This window comes from Alsobacter sp. (assembly GCF_059501845.1).
Window position 1 is genome coordinate 508,886 of the sequence record NZ_JCACDK010000001.1, and the last position, 15,517, is coordinate 524,402.

At 69.8% G+C, this 15,517-nt stretch carries 15 protein-coding genes; 4 read left to right on the forward strand and 11 right to left on the reverse strand.

Annotated features, from left to right (window positions below; genetic code table 11):
* The first annotated feature begins 91 nt into the window (after positions 1–91).
* On the forward strand, positions 92–766 hold the full coding sequence (locus AC5JCN_RS02280; protein ID WP_495753379.1) for a hypothetical protein: 675 nt from the start codon (positions 92–94) through the stop codon (positions 764–766).
* A 167-nt stretch (positions 767–933) separates the two neighbouring features.
* Here the strand turns inward: AC5JCN_RS02280 and AC5JCN_RS02285 are convergent, their stop codons facing one another.
* Together AC5JCN_RS02285 and mbfA are read right to left on the reverse strand one after the other, a co-directional pair.
* Entirely contained in the window at positions 934–1,815 is an 882-nt protein-coding gene (locus tag AC5JCN_RS02285) for a metallophosphoesterase family protein (protein ID WP_495753380.1), read from the reverse strand.
* Positions 1,816–1,848: 33 nt separating this feature from the next.
* The gene (gene mbfA, locus AC5JCN_RS02290) at positions 1,849–2,820 is read right to left on the reverse strand and encodes an iron exporter MbfA (RefSeq protein WP_495753733.1); all 972 of its coding nucleotides are present in this window, start codon (positions 2,818–2,820) and stop codon (positions 1,849–1,851) included.
* Between the two features lie 121 nt (positions 2,821–2,941).
* Between mbfA and AC5JCN_RS02295 the strand changes: the two genes are divergently transcribed.
* Complete coding sequence (locus AC5JCN_RS02295; RefSeq protein WP_495753381.1) at positions 2,942–3,436, forward strand: NUDIX domain-containing protein; 495 nt, start codon at positions 2,942–2,944, stop codon at positions 3,434–3,436.
* A 214-nt stretch (positions 3,437–3,650) separates the two neighbouring features.
* Complete coding sequence (locus AC5JCN_RS02300) at positions 3,651–4,175, forward strand: GNAT family N-acetyltransferase (protein WP_495753382.1); 525 nt, start codon at positions 3,651–3,653, stop codon at positions 4,173–4,175.
* A gap of 96 nt (positions 4,176–4,271) precedes the next feature.
* Here AC5JCN_RS02300 and AC5JCN_RS02305 read toward each other — a convergent pair whose 3' ends face one another.
* From AC5JCN_RS02305 to AC5JCN_RS02345, 9 genes are all read right to left on the reverse strand, one after another.
* A complete protein-coding gene (locus tag AC5JCN_RS02305) occupies positions 4,272–6,356 on the reverse strand; it encodes a hypothetical protein (protein WP_495753383.1) in 2,085 nt (694 codons plus the stop codon).
* 10 nt (positions 6,357–6,366) lie between these two features.
* A complete protein-coding gene (locus AC5JCN_RS02310; RefSeq protein ID WP_495753384.1) occupies positions 6,367–9,183 on the reverse strand; it encodes a DUF4159 domain-containing protein in 2,817 nt (938 codons plus the stop codon).
* Between the two features lie 3 nt (positions 9,184–9,186).
* Positions 9,187–10,122 carry a DUF58 domain-containing protein gene (locus AC5JCN_RS02315; protein ID WP_495753385.1) on the reverse strand — a complete coding sequence of 312 codons (936 nt, stop codon included), beginning with the start codon at positions 10,120–10,122 and terminating at the stop codon, positions 9,187–9,189.
* The gene (locus AC5JCN_RS02320; protein ID WP_495753386.1) at positions 10,119–11,120 is read right to left on the reverse strand and encodes an AAA family ATPase; all 1,002 of its coding nucleotides are present in this window, start codon (positions 11,118–11,120) and stop codon (positions 10,119–10,121) included. The genes AC5JCN_RS02315 and AC5JCN_RS02320 overlap by 4 nt, the downstream gene beginning before the upstream one ends.
* Positions 11,121–11,357: 237 nt before the next feature.
* Entirely contained in the window at positions 11,358–11,621 is a 264-nt protein-coding gene (locus tag AC5JCN_RS02325) for a hypothetical protein (protein ID WP_495753387.1), read from the reverse strand.
* 105 nt (positions 11,622–11,726) lie between these two features.
* Positions 11,727–12,959: a CCA tRNA nucleotidyltransferase gene (locus tag AC5JCN_RS02330; RefSeq protein ID WP_495753388.1), complete on the reverse strand. Its 1,233-nt coding sequence runs from the start codon at positions 12,957–12,959 to the stop codon at positions 11,727–11,729.
* A complete protein-coding gene (locus tag AC5JCN_RS02335; protein ID WP_495753389.1) occupies positions 12,956–13,213 on the reverse strand; it encodes a DUF6111 family protein in 258 nt (85 codons plus the stop codon). Before AC5JCN_RS02335 ends, AC5JCN_RS02330 begins: the two co-directional genes overlap by 4 nt.
* Positions 13,210–13,872, reverse strand: coding sequence for a CoA pyrophosphatase (locus AC5JCN_RS02340; protein WP_495753390.1), 663 nt, complete (start codon positions 13,870–13,872; stop codon positions 13,210–13,212). Before AC5JCN_RS02340 ends, AC5JCN_RS02335 begins: the two co-directional genes overlap by 4 nt.
* Positions 13,869–14,468 carry a DUF1285 domain-containing protein gene (locus tag AC5JCN_RS02345; RefSeq protein ID WP_495753734.1) on the reverse strand — a complete coding sequence of 200 codons (600 nt, stop codon included), beginning with the start codon at positions 14,466–14,468 and terminating at the stop codon, positions 13,869–13,871. Before AC5JCN_RS02345 ends, AC5JCN_RS02340 begins: the two co-directional genes overlap by 4 nt.
* Before the next feature lie 103 nt (positions 14,469–14,571).
* Between AC5JCN_RS02345 and AC5JCN_RS02350 the strand changes: the two genes are divergently transcribed.
* Positions 14,572–15,405, forward strand: coding sequence for a carbohydrate ABC transporter permease (locus tag AC5JCN_RS02350; protein WP_495753391.1), 834 nt, complete (start codon positions 14,572–14,574; stop codon positions 15,403–15,405).
* The last annotated feature ends 112 nt before the right edge of the window (positions 15,406–15,517 follow it).

The following is a 15,517-nucleotide window of genomic DNA, read 5'->3' on the forward strand; positions in this document are numbered from 1 at the left end:
GCCGCCGGCGGGTCACGCCCGGCTTGTACGGAGGCGCCGATCGTTTACCATTCGTTCACCAAGCGCCATCTCTGCTGGAGGGAGTACGTCGGTGGACGAGAGTGTGTATGCGTTTCCGCGTGGCGGAACCGACCTTCAGGCAGCGATGCGGCGGGCCCGCATCGAAGAGGCGGAGCGGTCTTCGGTGGCGGCAGAGTTGCGTGGTGCCGAGCTGGCGCGGTTGGAGATGTTAAAGGAAGCGCTGGCCCCCGTGCTGGCGCAGGTCCCCGAGGGGGTGGATCTCTTCGATGTCGGCATCGTGCCGGGGGAAAGACCCCGGTTGTTCGTCGACATGATCGCCTTCGTCGAGATGGGCCGGGATCGCCGTGCCTTCCGCTTCGTGCAGGAGACCCGGTCAGGCCGCCTCCTGCTGGCCGAGAGCGAGCGGCTCGAGCCGCTGGTGGAGGCCGTGACGCTCTACATCGGCCGCAGGCTGGTCGAGCGTGAGAAGGCGCTGGCCGCGGACGTCGTCCCCGCCGCCCTGGCGCCGGCCCCGGCACTGCTGCCGCAGACGGACGCGCAGCCCGCGCCGGACGCGCAGGGCCGGGCACCGGCCGTCACGGTGACGCCGATCCCGACGACAAGGGCTCCCGCATCGCGCCACTATACGCCGAGCGACATGCTGTTCGCATTCCTCATCGGCGTCGGCGCAGGCGTGCTGGGAGTGGTTGCGTGGAGCTACCTCCACGCTCACGGCGTCGACCTGTCTTCGTTCTGGCCGCGCTGATCGGAGCACCGGTCGCCGCCAGACTGTTCGGAGAGACGACGGACAGCCTCTTCGCGCGTGGCGAAGCAATCCCGGCATGGATTGCTGTCCGGCGCCGTACTCTGGATTGATCCGTCGCCACTCTCGTCGCAAAGACGATAGGGTTGGCCCGGAATACCTCGCCGTGGCTAGAGCGGGAGAGGGCCGATGTCTTCGATACTGCCGTCGGGGCGCAAACCGCGCGTGCGTCCCAATATCGTCACGCCGGATTCGTTCAGATCGATGTCGAAGACGTGGTAGCCCGCCTTGTGGGTCAGCGTGCCTCGGATGGCCGAGCAGGACGGCACGCCGACGACGGGCACCGGCCCGTTCGGCCCGGCGATGCGATTGACGGACGTGACGTGATTGTGCCCGTGCAGGATGAGCTCGGCGCCATGTTCGCCGATGACGGACTCGAAGGCGCGCGCATCGGTCAGGCCGCGGCCCGTGGGCGGCACCATCCGGTGGGGCGGGTGGTGCACCATGATGACGCGGGCGAGTTTCTGCTCCTTGAGGAAGGTCAGGACGGTCGCCAGCCGGGTCCGCTGCTCACGCCCCAGCGTGCCGGACGCGAGGAAAGGTCCCGTCGGCACGGCGGAGGACAGCCCCACCAGCGCCACGGGGCCGACGAGCCGCACATACGGGAAGCCCTCGAAGCGGCCATTGTCGGAGGTCATCCACGGCGCCAGGAAGCGCTCGATGTCACCCAGCGAGGTCTTCACGTAGGCGTCGTGGTTTCCGGGTACGAAGCTGACCTTGGTGGGGGCCCCGAGCTTTTCCAGGAAGGCCTTCGCGGCGTGGAACTCGCCATGCAGGCCGATGTTCACCAGATCGCCCGTGCAGGCGATGTGGTCGGGAGACTGCGCCCGCATATCCTCCAGAAGGCGCTCCATGAGCGCCATGTCGTGGACACGATCGCGCCCGCGGCGCCAGTTCATGTAGCCGGTGATCCGCTTGCCGGCCAGCTCCCGGAGGCGGGGCTGGGGGAGGGGGCCGAGATGCGGATCGGAGAGATGAGCGAGTCTGAACATTCGCGCCCACCTCTGCCGATCGCCCCGCCCGCGTCAAGCGCTGCCGATGAGGATGCCCGCCGCAAACACCAGCGCTCCGCCGAGCACGACCTGGAACGCCGCCTGCAGGAAGGGCGTGTCCATGTACTTCGCCCGGATCCACGCGATAACCCAGAGCTCGATAAGAACGATGACGACGGCGATGCTCGTTGCCACGTAGAAGGCGTTGGGGACGCTGTCGGGCACGAGGAAGGGCAGCGTGTGGCCGATGCCGCCGAGCGTCGTCATCAGGCCCGTGACGAGGCCGCGCAGCCATGGCGTACCCCGGCCGGTCAACGAGCCGTCGTCCGACAAGGCCTCGGCGAAACCCATGCTGATTCCGGCGCCGATCGAGGCGGCGAGACCGACGAGGAACGTCTCCCAGTTGTTCTGCGTCGCGAATGCCGCGGCAAAGAGGGGCGCCAGCGTCGAAACGGAGCCGTCCATCAGCCCGGCAAGCCCGGGCTGCACGAACTGCAGCACGAACATGCGCCTTTTGGTGGCTTCCTCCTCGGCCTTGGCATCGCCCTGCAGGTGCGTCGCCTCCAGCTGCTCGGCTTTCTTCTTGTGGCCGCGCTCGATCTCCGCCAGCCGCGTGAGAAGCTCGCGGACACTGACGTCCAGCGTCTGGGAGGCCGCCTTCTCGTAGAAACGGGCGGCCTGCATCTCCATGATTGCGGCTTCCTGCCGCATCTTGTCGACGCCGAGATTGGCCGTCAGCCAGATGGGCCGCCGCTTGAGGAACCCCTTCACGTCCTCGCGACGGATCGGCGGCAGGTGCTCGCCAAACTTTTCGCGGTAGAGCTCGTAGAGCATCTGGCGATGACCGCGTTCCTCCTCAGCCATTTCCTCGAAGACCGCCGCGCTGTGGGGGTACTGCTCCCGCACCTTCTCCGCGAAGGTCTGGTAGATGCGAGAATCCTCCTCCTCGCTGGCGATGGCCACGGCGAGAACCTCGCGCTCGCCGAGTTGGGGAAGCGTCATCAGCGCCATGAAGATGTCTCCTATCTTGGAATCATTCTAATCTCCTTTTTGCGACGCACAAGCCTTCCCATGGCGGTTGAGTCGCCCCTAAGATTCGACGGCGGACGTGAGCGACGGGGTCAGCATGAGTTCGGGTGACTCGGGCCGGGGAGGCAGCCGCCTTCGCGAACGGCTGCTGCAGCGTGTTCTCCACGGATGGTGGCGTTTCTCGCGGCCGATGACGCTGGGCGTGCGCGTCGCGGTCATTGACCCGGAGCAGGGCGTGCTGCTCGTACGGCACCGCTACGTCTCGGGATGGTACCTGCCCGGCGGCGGCGTCGAGCCGGGCGAGACGGCGATCGAAGCCATGGAGCGCGAGGCACGGGAGGAGGCGTCGGTCGCCTTTCTCGATCCTCCAACCCTGCACGGTGTGTTCCTCAACCGCCGCGTGTCGAAGCGGGACCATGTCCTGCTCTACGTCGCTCGGCGCTTCCGGCGCACGGGCGAGTTCGTGCCGAATGGCGAGATCGCCGAGTGCCGCTTCTTTCGGGTCGACGCGCTTCCCGACGACACGAGCCCCGCCACGCTGGCAAGGCTGGGCGAAATCATGAGCGGCAGGCCGCCCGCATCCGTCTGGTGATGGCGGTGGACGCATGGCCGGGCCCGTGATACGCAGCCGCGCCGCGGGCAAGGCCCGTTCGGGGGAACCGCGATGAGGGCCAGGCGGGAGCGACGACGCAGCTGAGCGTGCGGCCCGGGGCTGCGCGAGACACGCCGCCGTCCGGATTGCCGGACGATCCGCATCCCGCCGCGCGCTGATCGACGACGCGCCGGCCCACTTCCCACGCGGAACCATGACCGACCTTTCGCTCTCCCTCCGGCCGGAGATGCCCTCCGACGCCGAAACCATCGACAAGCTGCATGCGCGGGCGTTCGGCCCCGGCCGCTTCGCCCGCACGGCATTCCGTCTACGTGAAGGCGTTCCGCACCGCCCCGAGCTCTCCTTCGTGGCGGAAGTGGGCACGCTGCTGGTGGGCTCGATCCGCCTGACGCCGATCCTCGCCGGTGGCCGCAAGGCGCTGCTGCTCGGGCCACTGACGGTGGAGCCGGCCTTCATGAAGCGCGGCATCGGCATGGCGCTGCTGACCCGCGCCGTCGATGCGGCGCGCGACCACGGCCATGCTTTGGTGATCCTCGTCGGCGACGTGCCATTCTACGGCCGCATCGGCTTCAGGGCCGTGCCGCACGCCAAGCTGCTCATGCCCGGCCCCGTCGACCCCGCCCGCCTCCTGGCGCTCGAATTGATCTCTGGCGCGCTGGAAGACGCCAAGGGCGCGGTTCTCCCGGACAAGGCCGCGGGGCTGGCCGACGCGTCCTGAGGCTCGAAGACCTTTCGAGCTGCTGCCCACCTTTTCCCGCTTTAAGGGAGACGATGGTGAGCCAAGCGAGGCCGGATGAGGCTTCGGCCCCGGTGATCAGGCGCTCCGGCGCCTGCCCAGCCTCGCCTCGGAGAGCCATGTGGCGAGCAGGCTCGCCGCGAGCAGGACCAGGCCGGCGAAACCGAGGAAGACCGGAAGCACGCCCATGCCACGGACCACGGACGCGTCCGTGACCTTGATGCCGAGCGTGTCGCCCACCGCGTAGCGGGTCGTGCCGGAGAGGGCAACGATGGTCGGGATGCGGGGGGTATCACCAGCCGCCGTGGCCACGCGGCGGACGGATCCGCCCGTCGCCTCCGCCAGCGGCTTCAGCTTCTCGATGGTGGATGCCACCTCCTGGTATTCGCGCGGATTGGCAGGGCCGACGCTGACAAAGGCGTTCAGCTTGCCGTCCGAGGCCCGCCAGAGGCCGCTCTCGCCGACCTCAGCCGTGCCGCGCCAGAGCCCCGGGCGGTCCGCGGCTGGCGTCACCTGCACGGTGGCGCCGGATGGGCCGGTGAGCGTCACGGGCTCGACGGTGTCGGCCAGCGTCTGGCGTTCCACGGTGACCTGCTGGCCGCGGGCGGACGCCCGCAGTGCTTCCTCTTCCAGGTCCGGCTCTTTCATGAGCCAGTGGCCGAGGCGGCGGAGCAGGTCGAGATGCGGGCCGCCGGAGCGAAAGTTGCGCGCCCACAGCCATGCCTGGTCGGACAGCAGCAACGCGACGCGCCCCTTGCCCTCCCGCGACAGGACGAGCAGGGGCTTGTCGTCGGCGCCGGACATCACGGCCGCCCCGGTGCGCACGTCGGCGGAGATCTGGCGCAGCCACTCGCCCCATTGCGGCGGGTTCGTTTCCGAGCCCGGCAAGGCGCGGGTGACGGGATGGCGCTGCCCTGTATCGGTGACACGGGCCTGAAACGGCTGCTCCAGGATGCGCCCGTCCGCCTGGGCCGGCATGGCCGAGGCGAGGGGGGTGGAGCCCAGCCCGTTGCGGCCGGCGAACTCGGGACCGGCCGAGATCAGCACGGCTCCGCCGTCGCGGACGTAGCGCACGATATTGGCGAAATAGACGCTCGGCAGGATCGACTGGTTGGCGTAGCGGTCGAAGATGATGAGGTCGAACTCGTTGATCTTGGTCTCGAACAGCTCGCGCGTCGGGAAGGCGATCAGCGACAGCTCGTTGATCGGCGTTCCGTCCTGTTTCTCCGGCGGGCGCAGGATGGTGAAGTGGACGAGGTCGACATTGGCGTCCGACTTCAGGATGTTGCGCCAGGTGCGCTCGCCGGCGTGCGGCTGACCGGAGACCAGCAACACACGCAGCTTTTCCCGGATGCCTTCGATCTGAACGACGGCTTTGTTGTTGACCGCCGTCAGCTCGCCATCGGCCTGCTCGGCCTCGATCTCCACGACGTTTGCGCCGCCATGATCGATGCGTACGGGAAGGCTGAGAACCTGGCCGGGAAAGGCCTCGCGAGCGAGGACCTGCTCTCCGTCCCGGCGCACCACCACGCGCACGGCGGCCTCATGCCCGGCATCGTCGATGCGCAGGCGGATGGTCTGGTCCCGCCCGACGATGCCGAAGCGCGGCGTGTCGATGAGCTCGATGCGGCGGTCGCGCTCGCCCTCGAAGCCCGTGATCAGCGCGTGCACCGGCGCCTTGAAGCCCAGCAGCGCGGCCTGTTCGGGGATGTCGTGGACGACGCCGTCGGTCACCATGATGGCGCCGGCGATGCGCTCGGGCGGCACGTCGGCGAGGCCGGACTGGAGCGCCGAAAAGAGCCGCGTCCCGTCGTCGCCGGCGCTTTCGCGCACCTCGATCGGGCGCACCTCAACGTCGGGCAGCCCGGCGAGCCGCCGCTGCACGGCCTGGACCACGGGGTCGATCTGGCCCGGGCGGACCGACAGCGACTGCGAGGCGGAGCGGTCGACGACGAGGCCGACCACGTCCTTCAGGCGCTCCCGTTCCTCCCGCACCAGCGAGGGGTTGAGCAGCGCGAGCACGAAGGCGGTGACGGCCAGGACCCGCAGCACGGATCCCCTCTGGCGCAGGACCAGCGCCAGCACGGCCGCGCCGAAACCGACCAGGGCGAGGACCGCCACGATCGGAAGAGGCAGGAGGGGGGAGAAATCGACGTGCATCATGAAGGTCCGGTCACTGGCCCAGTCGCTCGAGCAGGGCCGGGACGTGGACCTGGTCCGCCTTGTAGTTTCCCGTCAGCGCGTACATGGCGATGTTCACGCCGGCGCGGAAGGCGAGTTCGCGCTGGCGCGGACCGCCGGGTACCAGCGGGTAGAGCGGTTCTCCCCGGCGTCCGCTCGCCCAAGCGCCTGCGAGGTCGTTGGAGGTGATGATGATGGGCGACACGCCGTCTCCGGCGCGTGCCGGCCGCTCGGCGTCGGGGCCTTCACGCGGCAGCGCCTCGATCCATGTCTGCCCGTCGGCATAGCGGCCGGGGAACGCATCGATCAGGTAGAACGCCTTGGTGATGACGTGGTCGGGCGGCACGGGCTCCAGCTCCGGCACGGTCACGCCCGCCAGGATGCGGCGCAGCATCAGCGTTTCCGGTGATGGTGGCCCGCCCGGGCGCTGTGCCAGCGCATCGCGGGTATCGAACACTACGGTTCCGCCGCCCTTCATGAAGTCGTCGAGCTTGCGGATCGCAGCCTCGCCCGGCATCGGCCGGTTGGCGACGATCGGCCAGTAGAGGAGCGGGTAGACGGAGAGCTCGTCGCGCTCGATGTCCACGCCCGCGGGCTCGGCGGGGTCTAGCGCGGTGCGCGCCGTAAGGAAGGTGCCGAGGCCGGACAGGCCGGACCGGCTTGTCTCGTCGACCGTCGCGTCGCCCGTCAGCACGTAGGCGAAGCGGGTCGCCAGCGCGGCATCGATCTCCTTCGGGCTGATCGGCGTCGTCTCTGCCGCGAATGCCGGGGAGGGGAGAAGCGACGCGGTCATTGCCCCACCGGCGAGCGCGGCCAGGAGAATTCCTGCCGCGGCCACCGCCCGGCGAGGCCGGCCGAGCCGGCCGGAGAGCCAGAGCACGGCGAGGCTGTCAGCCGCGAAGAGCAACAGCGCCAGGCCGATCAGCCATGGCCGCAGGTCGAGCGGTGCCGGCCGGATAATGGGCTGCACCGTGACGCCGAGGCTGGCGTGGTCGATCGGGCTCAGCACTGTGTCGGGGGCAAGCGTATTCACCGCGACCGGCGTGTCGGGGGATCCGTAGAAGCCGGGCGGATGGTCGAGGCCTGCGACGAGGACGGGCTGCTGCGCGCCGCCCAGAACGATGGGCCGGGCGGTGGGCGGCGGCGTCTGGAACACTCCGAAGCCATCGAGCGTGCGGATGGGAGCCACGGTCACGCGCTCTCCTCCCGGTGCACGGCCGGCTCCGTCGCCCGTGCCCGCGAGGTCGACGACCCGGTGCATGATGTCCACGAAGAGACCCGACAGGGGCAGGTTGGACCAGGTCGTGTCGGCGGTGACGTGGACGAGGACCAGAAGACCTTTGCCGCGCCGGTCGGCCGTGATGATCGGCGTGCCGTCCGACAGAGAGGCCCAGGTGCGCGCGCCGAGATCGGCCGAGGGCTCGGCCAGGAGCTGGCGGGTGATGCCGACGTCGCGCGGCAGGGTCAGGCCGTGGAAGGGGCTGCCCTCGTCGAACGGGGCCAGCGTACGCGGCGATTCCCAGGACAGGGCCCCGCCCAGCGACCGGCCGCCACGGCGCAGCTTGACCGGCACGAGGTCGTCGCCCTCGGCCGCAGCCAGCCGGGATCCGGCGAAGCGCATCACCAGCCCGCCCTCGTCCATGTAGCGGCTGAGGCGGTCGCGGATGTCGGGAGGGAGCGTGCCGGTGTCGGCCAGCACCAGCATCGGCACCTTCTCGTCGAGAAGCTGCACGATCGCATCCGCGGGCCCGACGCGCGGCTCGCGCACGTCGGCGAACGGCGCCAGCGCGCGGGCGACGTAGTAGGTCGGCGAGAGCAGCGGCTGGGAGGTTTCGACCGTCCCGCCTGAGACCAGCCCGACGCGGCGCCTCCGGCTGGACTCGTCGAGCAGCGTGGCGGCCCCGGCCGTGCGCTCGTCGGCGACGTCGAGACGCGCGATATCGTTGCGCAGGTCGACCGGCAGGTCGAGCACGGCCTCGGCCTCGGTGGCTCCTGCGGCGAAGGTGAAGCGTGCGCCGCCCAGCGGCAGGCCGCGCCTGTCGGTGGCGCGCACCTCGCCAGCGTCGCGGCCATTGGGCTCCGCCCGCACGAGGCGCACGGTCAGCCCTGCGGCCGAGTTGGTCGCCCCCGCCGTGGCGATGGGCCGGGCGACCGGTCCTGCGATGACGGTGAGCGTCCGGTTTCCGGCCGCGCGCTTCAGCCCGTCGAGGAATGCCGTCGGCGCACCCACCGAGACGCCGTCGGAGACCCAGGCGATCCGTGCCGCAGGCTCGCGGGCCAGGAAGGTCTCGACCGCGGGAAGCACGGAGGCCCGATCGGGCGTGTAGGGCGCGGGCTTCAGAGCGCGGAGGCGCTCAAGCGTGCGCCCCGGCTCGGTGATCGATATGTCGGAGACGGGCTCCCCGGTGGGAACCAGCGCGATGCCGCGGCCGGACCGCTCCGCGTCGCGCACCAGGTCCTCGACGGCTGCCACGCGCTCGGCCCAGTCGGGAGCCGCCGCCCATCCGCTGTCGAGCAGAACCAGGAGCGGCCCGGAGCCCGCGGCCGCGTCGTTGCGGGCGTTCCAGACCGGCCCGGCCATGGCGAGAACCACCAGCCCAGCGATGACGAGCCGGAGGAGGAGAAGCCACCACGGCGTGCGCGCCGGCGTCTCCTGCTTCGGCACGAGATCGAGGATCAGGCGCAGCGGCGGGAAGTCGATCCGCCGCGGCTGCGGCGGCGTTACCCGCAACAGGACCCAAAGGGCAGGGAGCCCGGCCAGTGCGAGGAGGACCGCCGGGGTGGAGAATGCGAAGGGAAGCTCGAACATGTCTCAGCCTCCCGCGCGGGGATCGTCCCCGCGTTGCGCGATCCGGCTCGCGAGGGCCAGAAGGGCCTCCGAGGCGGTCCGGTCCGTCCGGTGCACGATGAAGCTCCAGCCTCGCCGTCCGCATGCTTCGCGGATGGCGTCCCGGTGCGCTGTCATCCGGTTGACATAGAGCTCGCGGAACGATCCGGCATCCCCCACACGCAACGTGTCGCGGCCCTCGACGTCGGCCAGGACCGCCTGTCCCTCGAACGGGAAGGTTTCCTCGACGGGATCGACCACCATGACCACGTGGCCGCGTCCGCCGCGGGCCGACAGGCGCTCGATGGCCTCTCTCACCCTGGTAGCCGGGGTGAGAAGGTCGCCCACGATGACCGCCTCGGTCAGCGGCGGAAGGGGTGGCGCATTCGGAAGGTCGGCGGGCGGGGTCTTATCGGCCAGCATCGCTTCCGCCAGCCGATCGACGATCGTGCGCGACGCCACGGGATTGGTGAGCCCCATGAAGCCAACACGCTCGCCGCCGCGCACCAGGACGTCCGCGAGGGCGAGGCCGATGGTCACTGCCCGGTCGATCTTCGGTGCGAGGGCGAGCGAGGACGAGTAGGCCATGCTGCGCGAGCGGTCGATCCAGAGCCAGACCGTGTGGGCTGCCTCCCACTCCTTCTCGCGGACATAGTAGCGGTCGTCGCGAGCGGAACGGCGCCAGTCGACGCGGTTGGCCGGCTCGCCGGGAATGAAGTTCCGGAACTGCCAGAACGCCTCGCCGGTGCCGGCCTGCCGGCGGCCGTGGATGCCCTGGGCGGCGGTCGCGGCGATGCGCCGTGCCTCGATGACGATGCGCGGCATGCGCCGGGCGAGGTCGAGCGCATCATGGCCATGGCGCGGACCGACTGCGGCGTCAGCCGCGTCGAGAACCCTGACCCTGATGCCCGCCTGCTTCACCCGAGCCGTCCCACCAGAGCCGAGATGACGGAATCGATGGTGGCGCCTTCGGCACGCGCCGCGAAGGTGAGCGCCATGCGGTGCTTCAGCACCGGCCCGGCGAGAGCCGCAACATCGTCCAGCGACGGGGAGAGCCGGCCCTGCAACAGGGCACGGGCGCGCACGGTCAGCATCAGTGCCTGGCCGGCACGCGGGCCGGGGCCCCAGGCGAGCGGCTGGGCGACGGCATCGCCACCCTCGCCGGGGCGCGCGGCTCGGACCAGGCCGAGGATGGCGTCCACCACGGCATTCCCGACCGGGAGACGGCGCACGAGCCGCTGCGCGGCCATCAGGTCATCGGCCGTCATGGCGGGCTTCGGCCGGCTGTCGGCGTCACTCGTCGTTTCCACCAGGATGCGCCGCTCCGTCGCGGCATCGGGATAGCCGACGTCGATCTGCATCAGGAACCGGTCCAGCTGCGCTTCCGGAAGCGGATAGGTGCCTTCCTGCTCGATCGGGTTCTGCGTCGCCAGAACATGAAAGGGCCTGGGCAGGTCATGGCTCTCGCCGGCCACCGTCACATGGTACTCCTGCATCGCTTGCAGCAGTGCCGACTGGGTGCGCGGGCTTGCGCGGTTGATCTCGTCGGCCATCAGCAGCTGGGCGAAAACGGGCCCCTTCACGAAGCGGAAGGACCTGCGTCCGGCGGAGTTCTCCTCCAGCACCTCGGAACCGAGGATGTCCGAGGGCATCAGGTCCGGTGTGAACTGGATGCGCCGGGCCTCCAGGCCGAGCACGGAGCCCATCGTGTCGACGAGCTTCGTCTTGGCGAGGCCCGGCACGCCGACGACGAGTCCATGGCCGCCGGACAGCACGGTGATCATGGCATTCTCCACGACCTCCGTCTGCCCGAACACCACCTGGCCGATCGCCTCGCGCGCCTTCGCCACCTGGTCGACGGCGGCCTCGGCGGCGCGCACGACCATCGTGTCGAGGCTGGTGGCGGTGTCTGCGCTCATCGTGTGTCCTTTCGAGGCGACCGGTCCCGCGCCGTTGCATGCGGCAGGGGTGCCAGCATCGCGCGTGATGCCGTTCATGTCCAAGCGGAAGGAAGCGTGCGGCCTCACGTTCCGGTGCTGCGTCCGATCCATCCACAACACGCCGCCGCGGTACGGAGTTCGATCCTGTGCGGTCTCGACGCTGGAGACGTGGTCGGGCGAAAGCGTGGCAGAGCTTAAGCGCGGCGCTGGAGCTCGTCAGTCGGCGCTGGGAAGGCGGCGCATGATGAATTCGATGCGGCCGTCATCGAGCTCGCGCCACCACTCGATTTCCGTCATGTAGGCGGCCTTCGGGAAGCGGGAGAACCACTCCCGGGCCTTTTCCCGGGCTTCTTCACGCGGAAGCGTAAAGGTTTCCCGCTGCCAGCCGCCCGACCTGCCACCCTCGCGCAGCCCTGCATCGGGCCGCCGGCGGGCGAGCCTGCGCGCCACGTCGGCCGGTCTGGGGGGCTGGCGGGTCATCCTGTACGCGCCTCTCTCACGGGACCGCCATGCGCCCCTGCGCGACATCGTATCGCGCCTGATTGCGGAATGGGAGTCGGGCCAATTGGACCGAAACAGGCCGACTCAGCTTCGCTCTTTGGCGATGGTGTCTGCCAGGATGGCCGCGACTTCGCTCTCTCCCGCGGGGAAGCCCAGCGTGATCCAGCGCGCCTCTGCCGCCGCGGCAAGCGTTCCGATGCGCGGGCCGGCCGGGATGCCTGCCGCCATCAGCCGCTTTCCGGTGAAGGGCGAGGCCGGAAGCGGCTCGTCCAGCACGCACGCCGCCGCCGCCAGCGGACCGGTCAGCGGTACGCTGTCCTCGCGTGCTGCCGTCAGCAGAACCGCGTCCCTTACGGCCTGCGTCCCGTGCCGGTAGGCGAGACGTCGCAGCGTCGCGGCGTCGCAGGCCGCCAGCCGGCCGTGAAGGTGCTCTGCCACGATCGCGGCCTGGTACAGCCGGTCGGTCTCGGCCCGCGACAGACGGAGCAGGTCGGAAAGCCTCGACGCGTCCTCCCGGATCCGGACGGCCAGCACGAGCAGGCCCTGCACGGGATCGACGGGGCCGAGCTTCGCAAGAGCGGCGAAGGCGCCGACATCCGGTACTCCGCCCAGGATGGTGAGCAGGAACCCGGCCTCGGACACGTCCGGCAGCGTCTGCGCGGCATTCCGTGCGGAGAGCAGCTTGAGCAGTTCCGAGCGCACCCGCTCCGCTGACAGCCTGGCGAGCCCATGGCGAAGCGCAATCGCCGCGTGCAGGGCAGGCCGGTCTATCGGGCCCTGGCCATAGGAGGCGTGGAAGCGGAAGAGCCGGAGGATGCGCAGGTAGTCCTCGCGGATCCGCTGCGCGGGGTCGCCGATGAAGCGGACCCTGCGCGCATCGAGATCGGCAAGCCCTCCGACGTGGTCCTCGACGGTGCCGTCGAGCCGGGCATAGAGGGCATTGATGGTGAAGTCGCGCCGGCGGGCATCGTGCTCGAAGTCGCGCCCGAACACGACCACGGCCCGCCGCCCGTCGGTCTCGACGTCCTCGCGGAGCGTCGTCACTTCGACCGGGCGTCCATCGATGACCAGCGTCACCGTGCCGTGCTCGATCCCCGTCGGGACGGCCTTGATCCCCGCCTGCGCCGCGCGGGCCAGCACGACGTCGGGAAGCGCGGTCGTTGCCACGTCGATGTCGCCCGGGGCCTCCCCGAGCAGGGTGTTGCGGACGGCTCCGCCGACCAGCCGCGCCTGCTCGCCATCGCGATCGAGCAGGGCCAGCGCAGTACGGACCGCCGGATCGGCGAGGAGCGGACCGGGCGGAAGCCTCGTCGTCACTCGAAGTGGCCGGGCACGAACGTGCCCCTCTCCATGTGTGCGGGGACGTAGACGCCGGTGCTGCGCTCTGCGGTGAGCCCGGTCCAGATCACCCAGCCCGTCGCCAGCACGAGCCCTGCGATGACGAGCCAAGGCACCTGCCCGTTCCAGTGGACGCGTGCCAGCGGCGTCCGGCGGCGTGCAAGCAGCCAGAGAGCAAAGAGAAGGAAGGGGAGGAGAAAGAGGAGGAGTTCCTCGGACAGGGCCCGTGTCATGGGGCGTAAAGCCGCTCGTACATGTTCCGCAGGATCCCCGCCGTTACGCCCCACACATAGTGATCCCCGAACGGCATCGCATAGTATTGCCGGACACCGCCTTTCCACTCCCTTTCGTGGCGCTGGTGGTTGTCCGGTGTCATCAGGAATGCCAGGGGCACCTCGAAGGCCGCATCCACCTCAGCCGCGTTGAGCGACAGCTCGAAGCCTGTCCTCACCAGGGCGAGGGCAGGGAGGATTCGAAAGCCCGTCCCGGACAGATAGGGGTCGAGATACCCCAGCGGAGTGACGAACCGCCGCGCCAGGCCGATTTCCTCCTCCGCCTCGCGCAGCGCTGTTTCCAGCGGCGAGCCGTCCGTGTCGTCCATCTTGCCGCCGGGGAAGGCGACCTGGCCCGAATGATCGCGCAGATGAGCGGCCCTGCGCGTCAGGAGCACGCTCGCCTCGCCCGGACGGACGACAACCGGCACGAGCACGGCCGCCCGGCGATGGACGGGCGGCGCATGATCCAGCACGCCGGGGGCAAGCTGGTGGTCGCCCCGCTGCGGCATCGTGGCGGGATCGAAGGCGGCGTCGGGAACGACGAGGCTGAGGTGTGCCCGCGCCCGCGCCTCGAGAGCCTCGGACGAGAAGGGCGAGCCCGGCGGCGTCTCCATCATGCGATGGCGTCCAGCTCTCCGGCGGGCGCCATGGGAAAGAACGCGCCGGCTGACGCGATGCCGAACCACGCCTCGCCGTCGACGTCCCGTTCTTCGCCCAGCGCAACGAGATCGTAGAACACCGGGCGGTTGACCCGTGCCTCCAGTCCTCCGCGAACATGGACATAGGGCCGCAGTCCGCCGCTCGGTTCCCTGACGAACCGCATCGGGTGCTCGGGGCTGGCGATGGTCCAGTCGTCGACATTGGTGCGGAACAACAGCGACTGGTGGCCGCGGTCTCCCTCTACTTTCATCTCGACCGCCACGAAGGGCACGTCCTCCACAGCGATGCCGACGCGTTCGACCGGCGTCACGAGGACGAACCTCTCCGGATCGCGCCGGAGGATGGTGGAGAACAATCGCACGAGCGCCGGCCGCCCGATCGGAGTGCCGCCGTAGAACCAGGTCCCGTCGGCCGCGATACGCATGTCGATCTCGCCGCAATAGGCGGGGTTCCACAGGTGCACCGGTGGCAGGCCCTTCCCCGCGGCCGAGCCGGCGGCCCGTGCGAGGGCGTCGAGGTTCGACGGCGGGGCGGAAGATGCGGGACCGGACATGGCAGGGAGAATAGGGCGGCAGGTCAGCGATTGCACGGGCGCTGAGCAATCCTGACGCGCAGCGGCTTGACTTGGCGGCGGCGGGCAGGCGCAGTCGAGCGGCATGCCGATCCGCGCCCGCCTGGTGTCAGGGCTCCACACCGCCGCCGCAGCCCTCGTGGTGGCGCTCTTCATGGCGCCACTCGCGTGGTGGGCGCTCACCTCGCTCAAGCCGCTGTCGGCCCAGTTCGACCGTGGAGGCGTGGTCGCACTGGACTTCATTCCCACGATTGCCAACTACGTGTTCGTCTTCGGGCCAGGGTCGCCCGAGGTGTCGAACGGGTGGATGGCCGTGGCCGACACGGTGCTGGTGGCCGTTTTCTCCACGGTGCTGACGCTCGCGGTTTCCCTGCCGGCCGGCTTCGCGATGTCCCGCCATCCCTCGCGGAAGCGCGATGCACTGCTCGCCGGCTTCGTGCTGTTTCGCTTCGTCCCACCCATCGCGCTCATCATCCCGATGGTGTTCCTGTTCCGTGACATAGGCCTCTTCGACACACGTGCGGGGCTCGTCATCGCGCATTCAGTGCTGAACCTGCCGCTCGCGCTGCTGATGCTGAAGTCGTTCTTCGACGACGTGCCGCGGGAGATCGACGAGGCGGCCCGGCTCGACGGTGCAGGCAGCTATCAGGTGTTCTGGCGCATGGCGCTGCCGCTCGTGCGGGGCGGGATCGCCGCGACCGCGGTCCTCTGCCTCGTCTTTTCCTGGACCGAGTTCGTCATGGCGGTGTTCCTCACCGTCTCGTTCCGGACCCTTCCGGTGAAGATGGCCAACATCGCGACATCCAGCTGGGGCCCCGTCGCCGCGCTCGGCACGGCGGCGATGTTTCCGGCCTTCGTCGTCGTTCTCCTGATGCGCAGCCACCTCGTGCGCGGACTGACGCTGGGGCTGCAGAAGTGACGTTCTGCGAATCTTAGTTGTCATCCCGGCCGGAGCGCAGCGAAGAGCCGGGATCCAGGCACACCGTATGGCGACGTTGTCCTGGATCCCGTGTCTGCACCGCACCGCTTCG

Coding starts and splice junctions, on each gene's coding strand:
- AC5JCN_RS02285 (WP_495753380.1), bottom strand. CDS start 1,815: ATGTTCAGACTCGCTCATCTCTCCGATCCGCATCTCGGCCCCCTCCCC.
- AC5JCN_RS02335 (WP_495753389.1), bottom strand. CDS start 13,213: ATGACACGGGCCCTGTCCGAGGAACTCCTCCTCTTTCTCCTCCCCTTC.
- AC5JCN_RS02325 (WP_495753387.1), bottom strand. CDS start 11,621: ATGACCCGCCAGCCCCCCAGACCGGCCGACGTGGCGCGCAGGCTCGCC.
- AC5JCN_RS02295 (WP_495753381.1), top strand. CDS start 2,942: ATGAGTTCGGGTGACTCGGGCCGGGGAGGCAGCCGCCTTCGCGAACGG.
- AC5JCN_RS02345 (WP_495753734.1), bottom strand. CDS start 14,468: ATGTCCGGTCCCGCATCTTCCGCCCCGCCGTCGAACCTCGACGCCCTC.
- AC5JCN_RS02320 (WP_495753386.1), bottom strand. CDS start 11,120: ATGAGCGCAGACACCGCCACCAGCCTCGACACGATGGTCGTGCGCGCC.
- AC5JCN_RS02300 (WP_495753382.1), top strand. CDS start 3,651: ATGACCGACCTTTCGCTCTCCCTCCGGCCGGAGATGCCCTCCGACGCC.
- AC5JCN_RS02340 (WP_495753390.1), bottom strand. CDS start 13,872: ATGATGGAGACGCCGCCGGGCTCGCCCTTCTCGTCCGAGGCTCTCGAG.
- AC5JCN_RS02350 (WP_495753391.1), top strand. CDS start 14,572: ATGCCGATCCGCGCCCGCCTGGTGTCAGGGCTCCACACCGCCGCCGCA.
- AC5JCN_RS02310 (WP_495753384.1), bottom strand. CDS start 9,183: ATGTTCGAGCTTCCCTTCGCATTCTCCACCCCGGCGGTCCTCCTCGCA.
- AC5JCN_RS02305 (WP_495753383.1), bottom strand. CDS start 6,356: ATGATGCACGTCGATTTCTCCCCCCTCCTGCCTCTTCCGATCGTGGCG.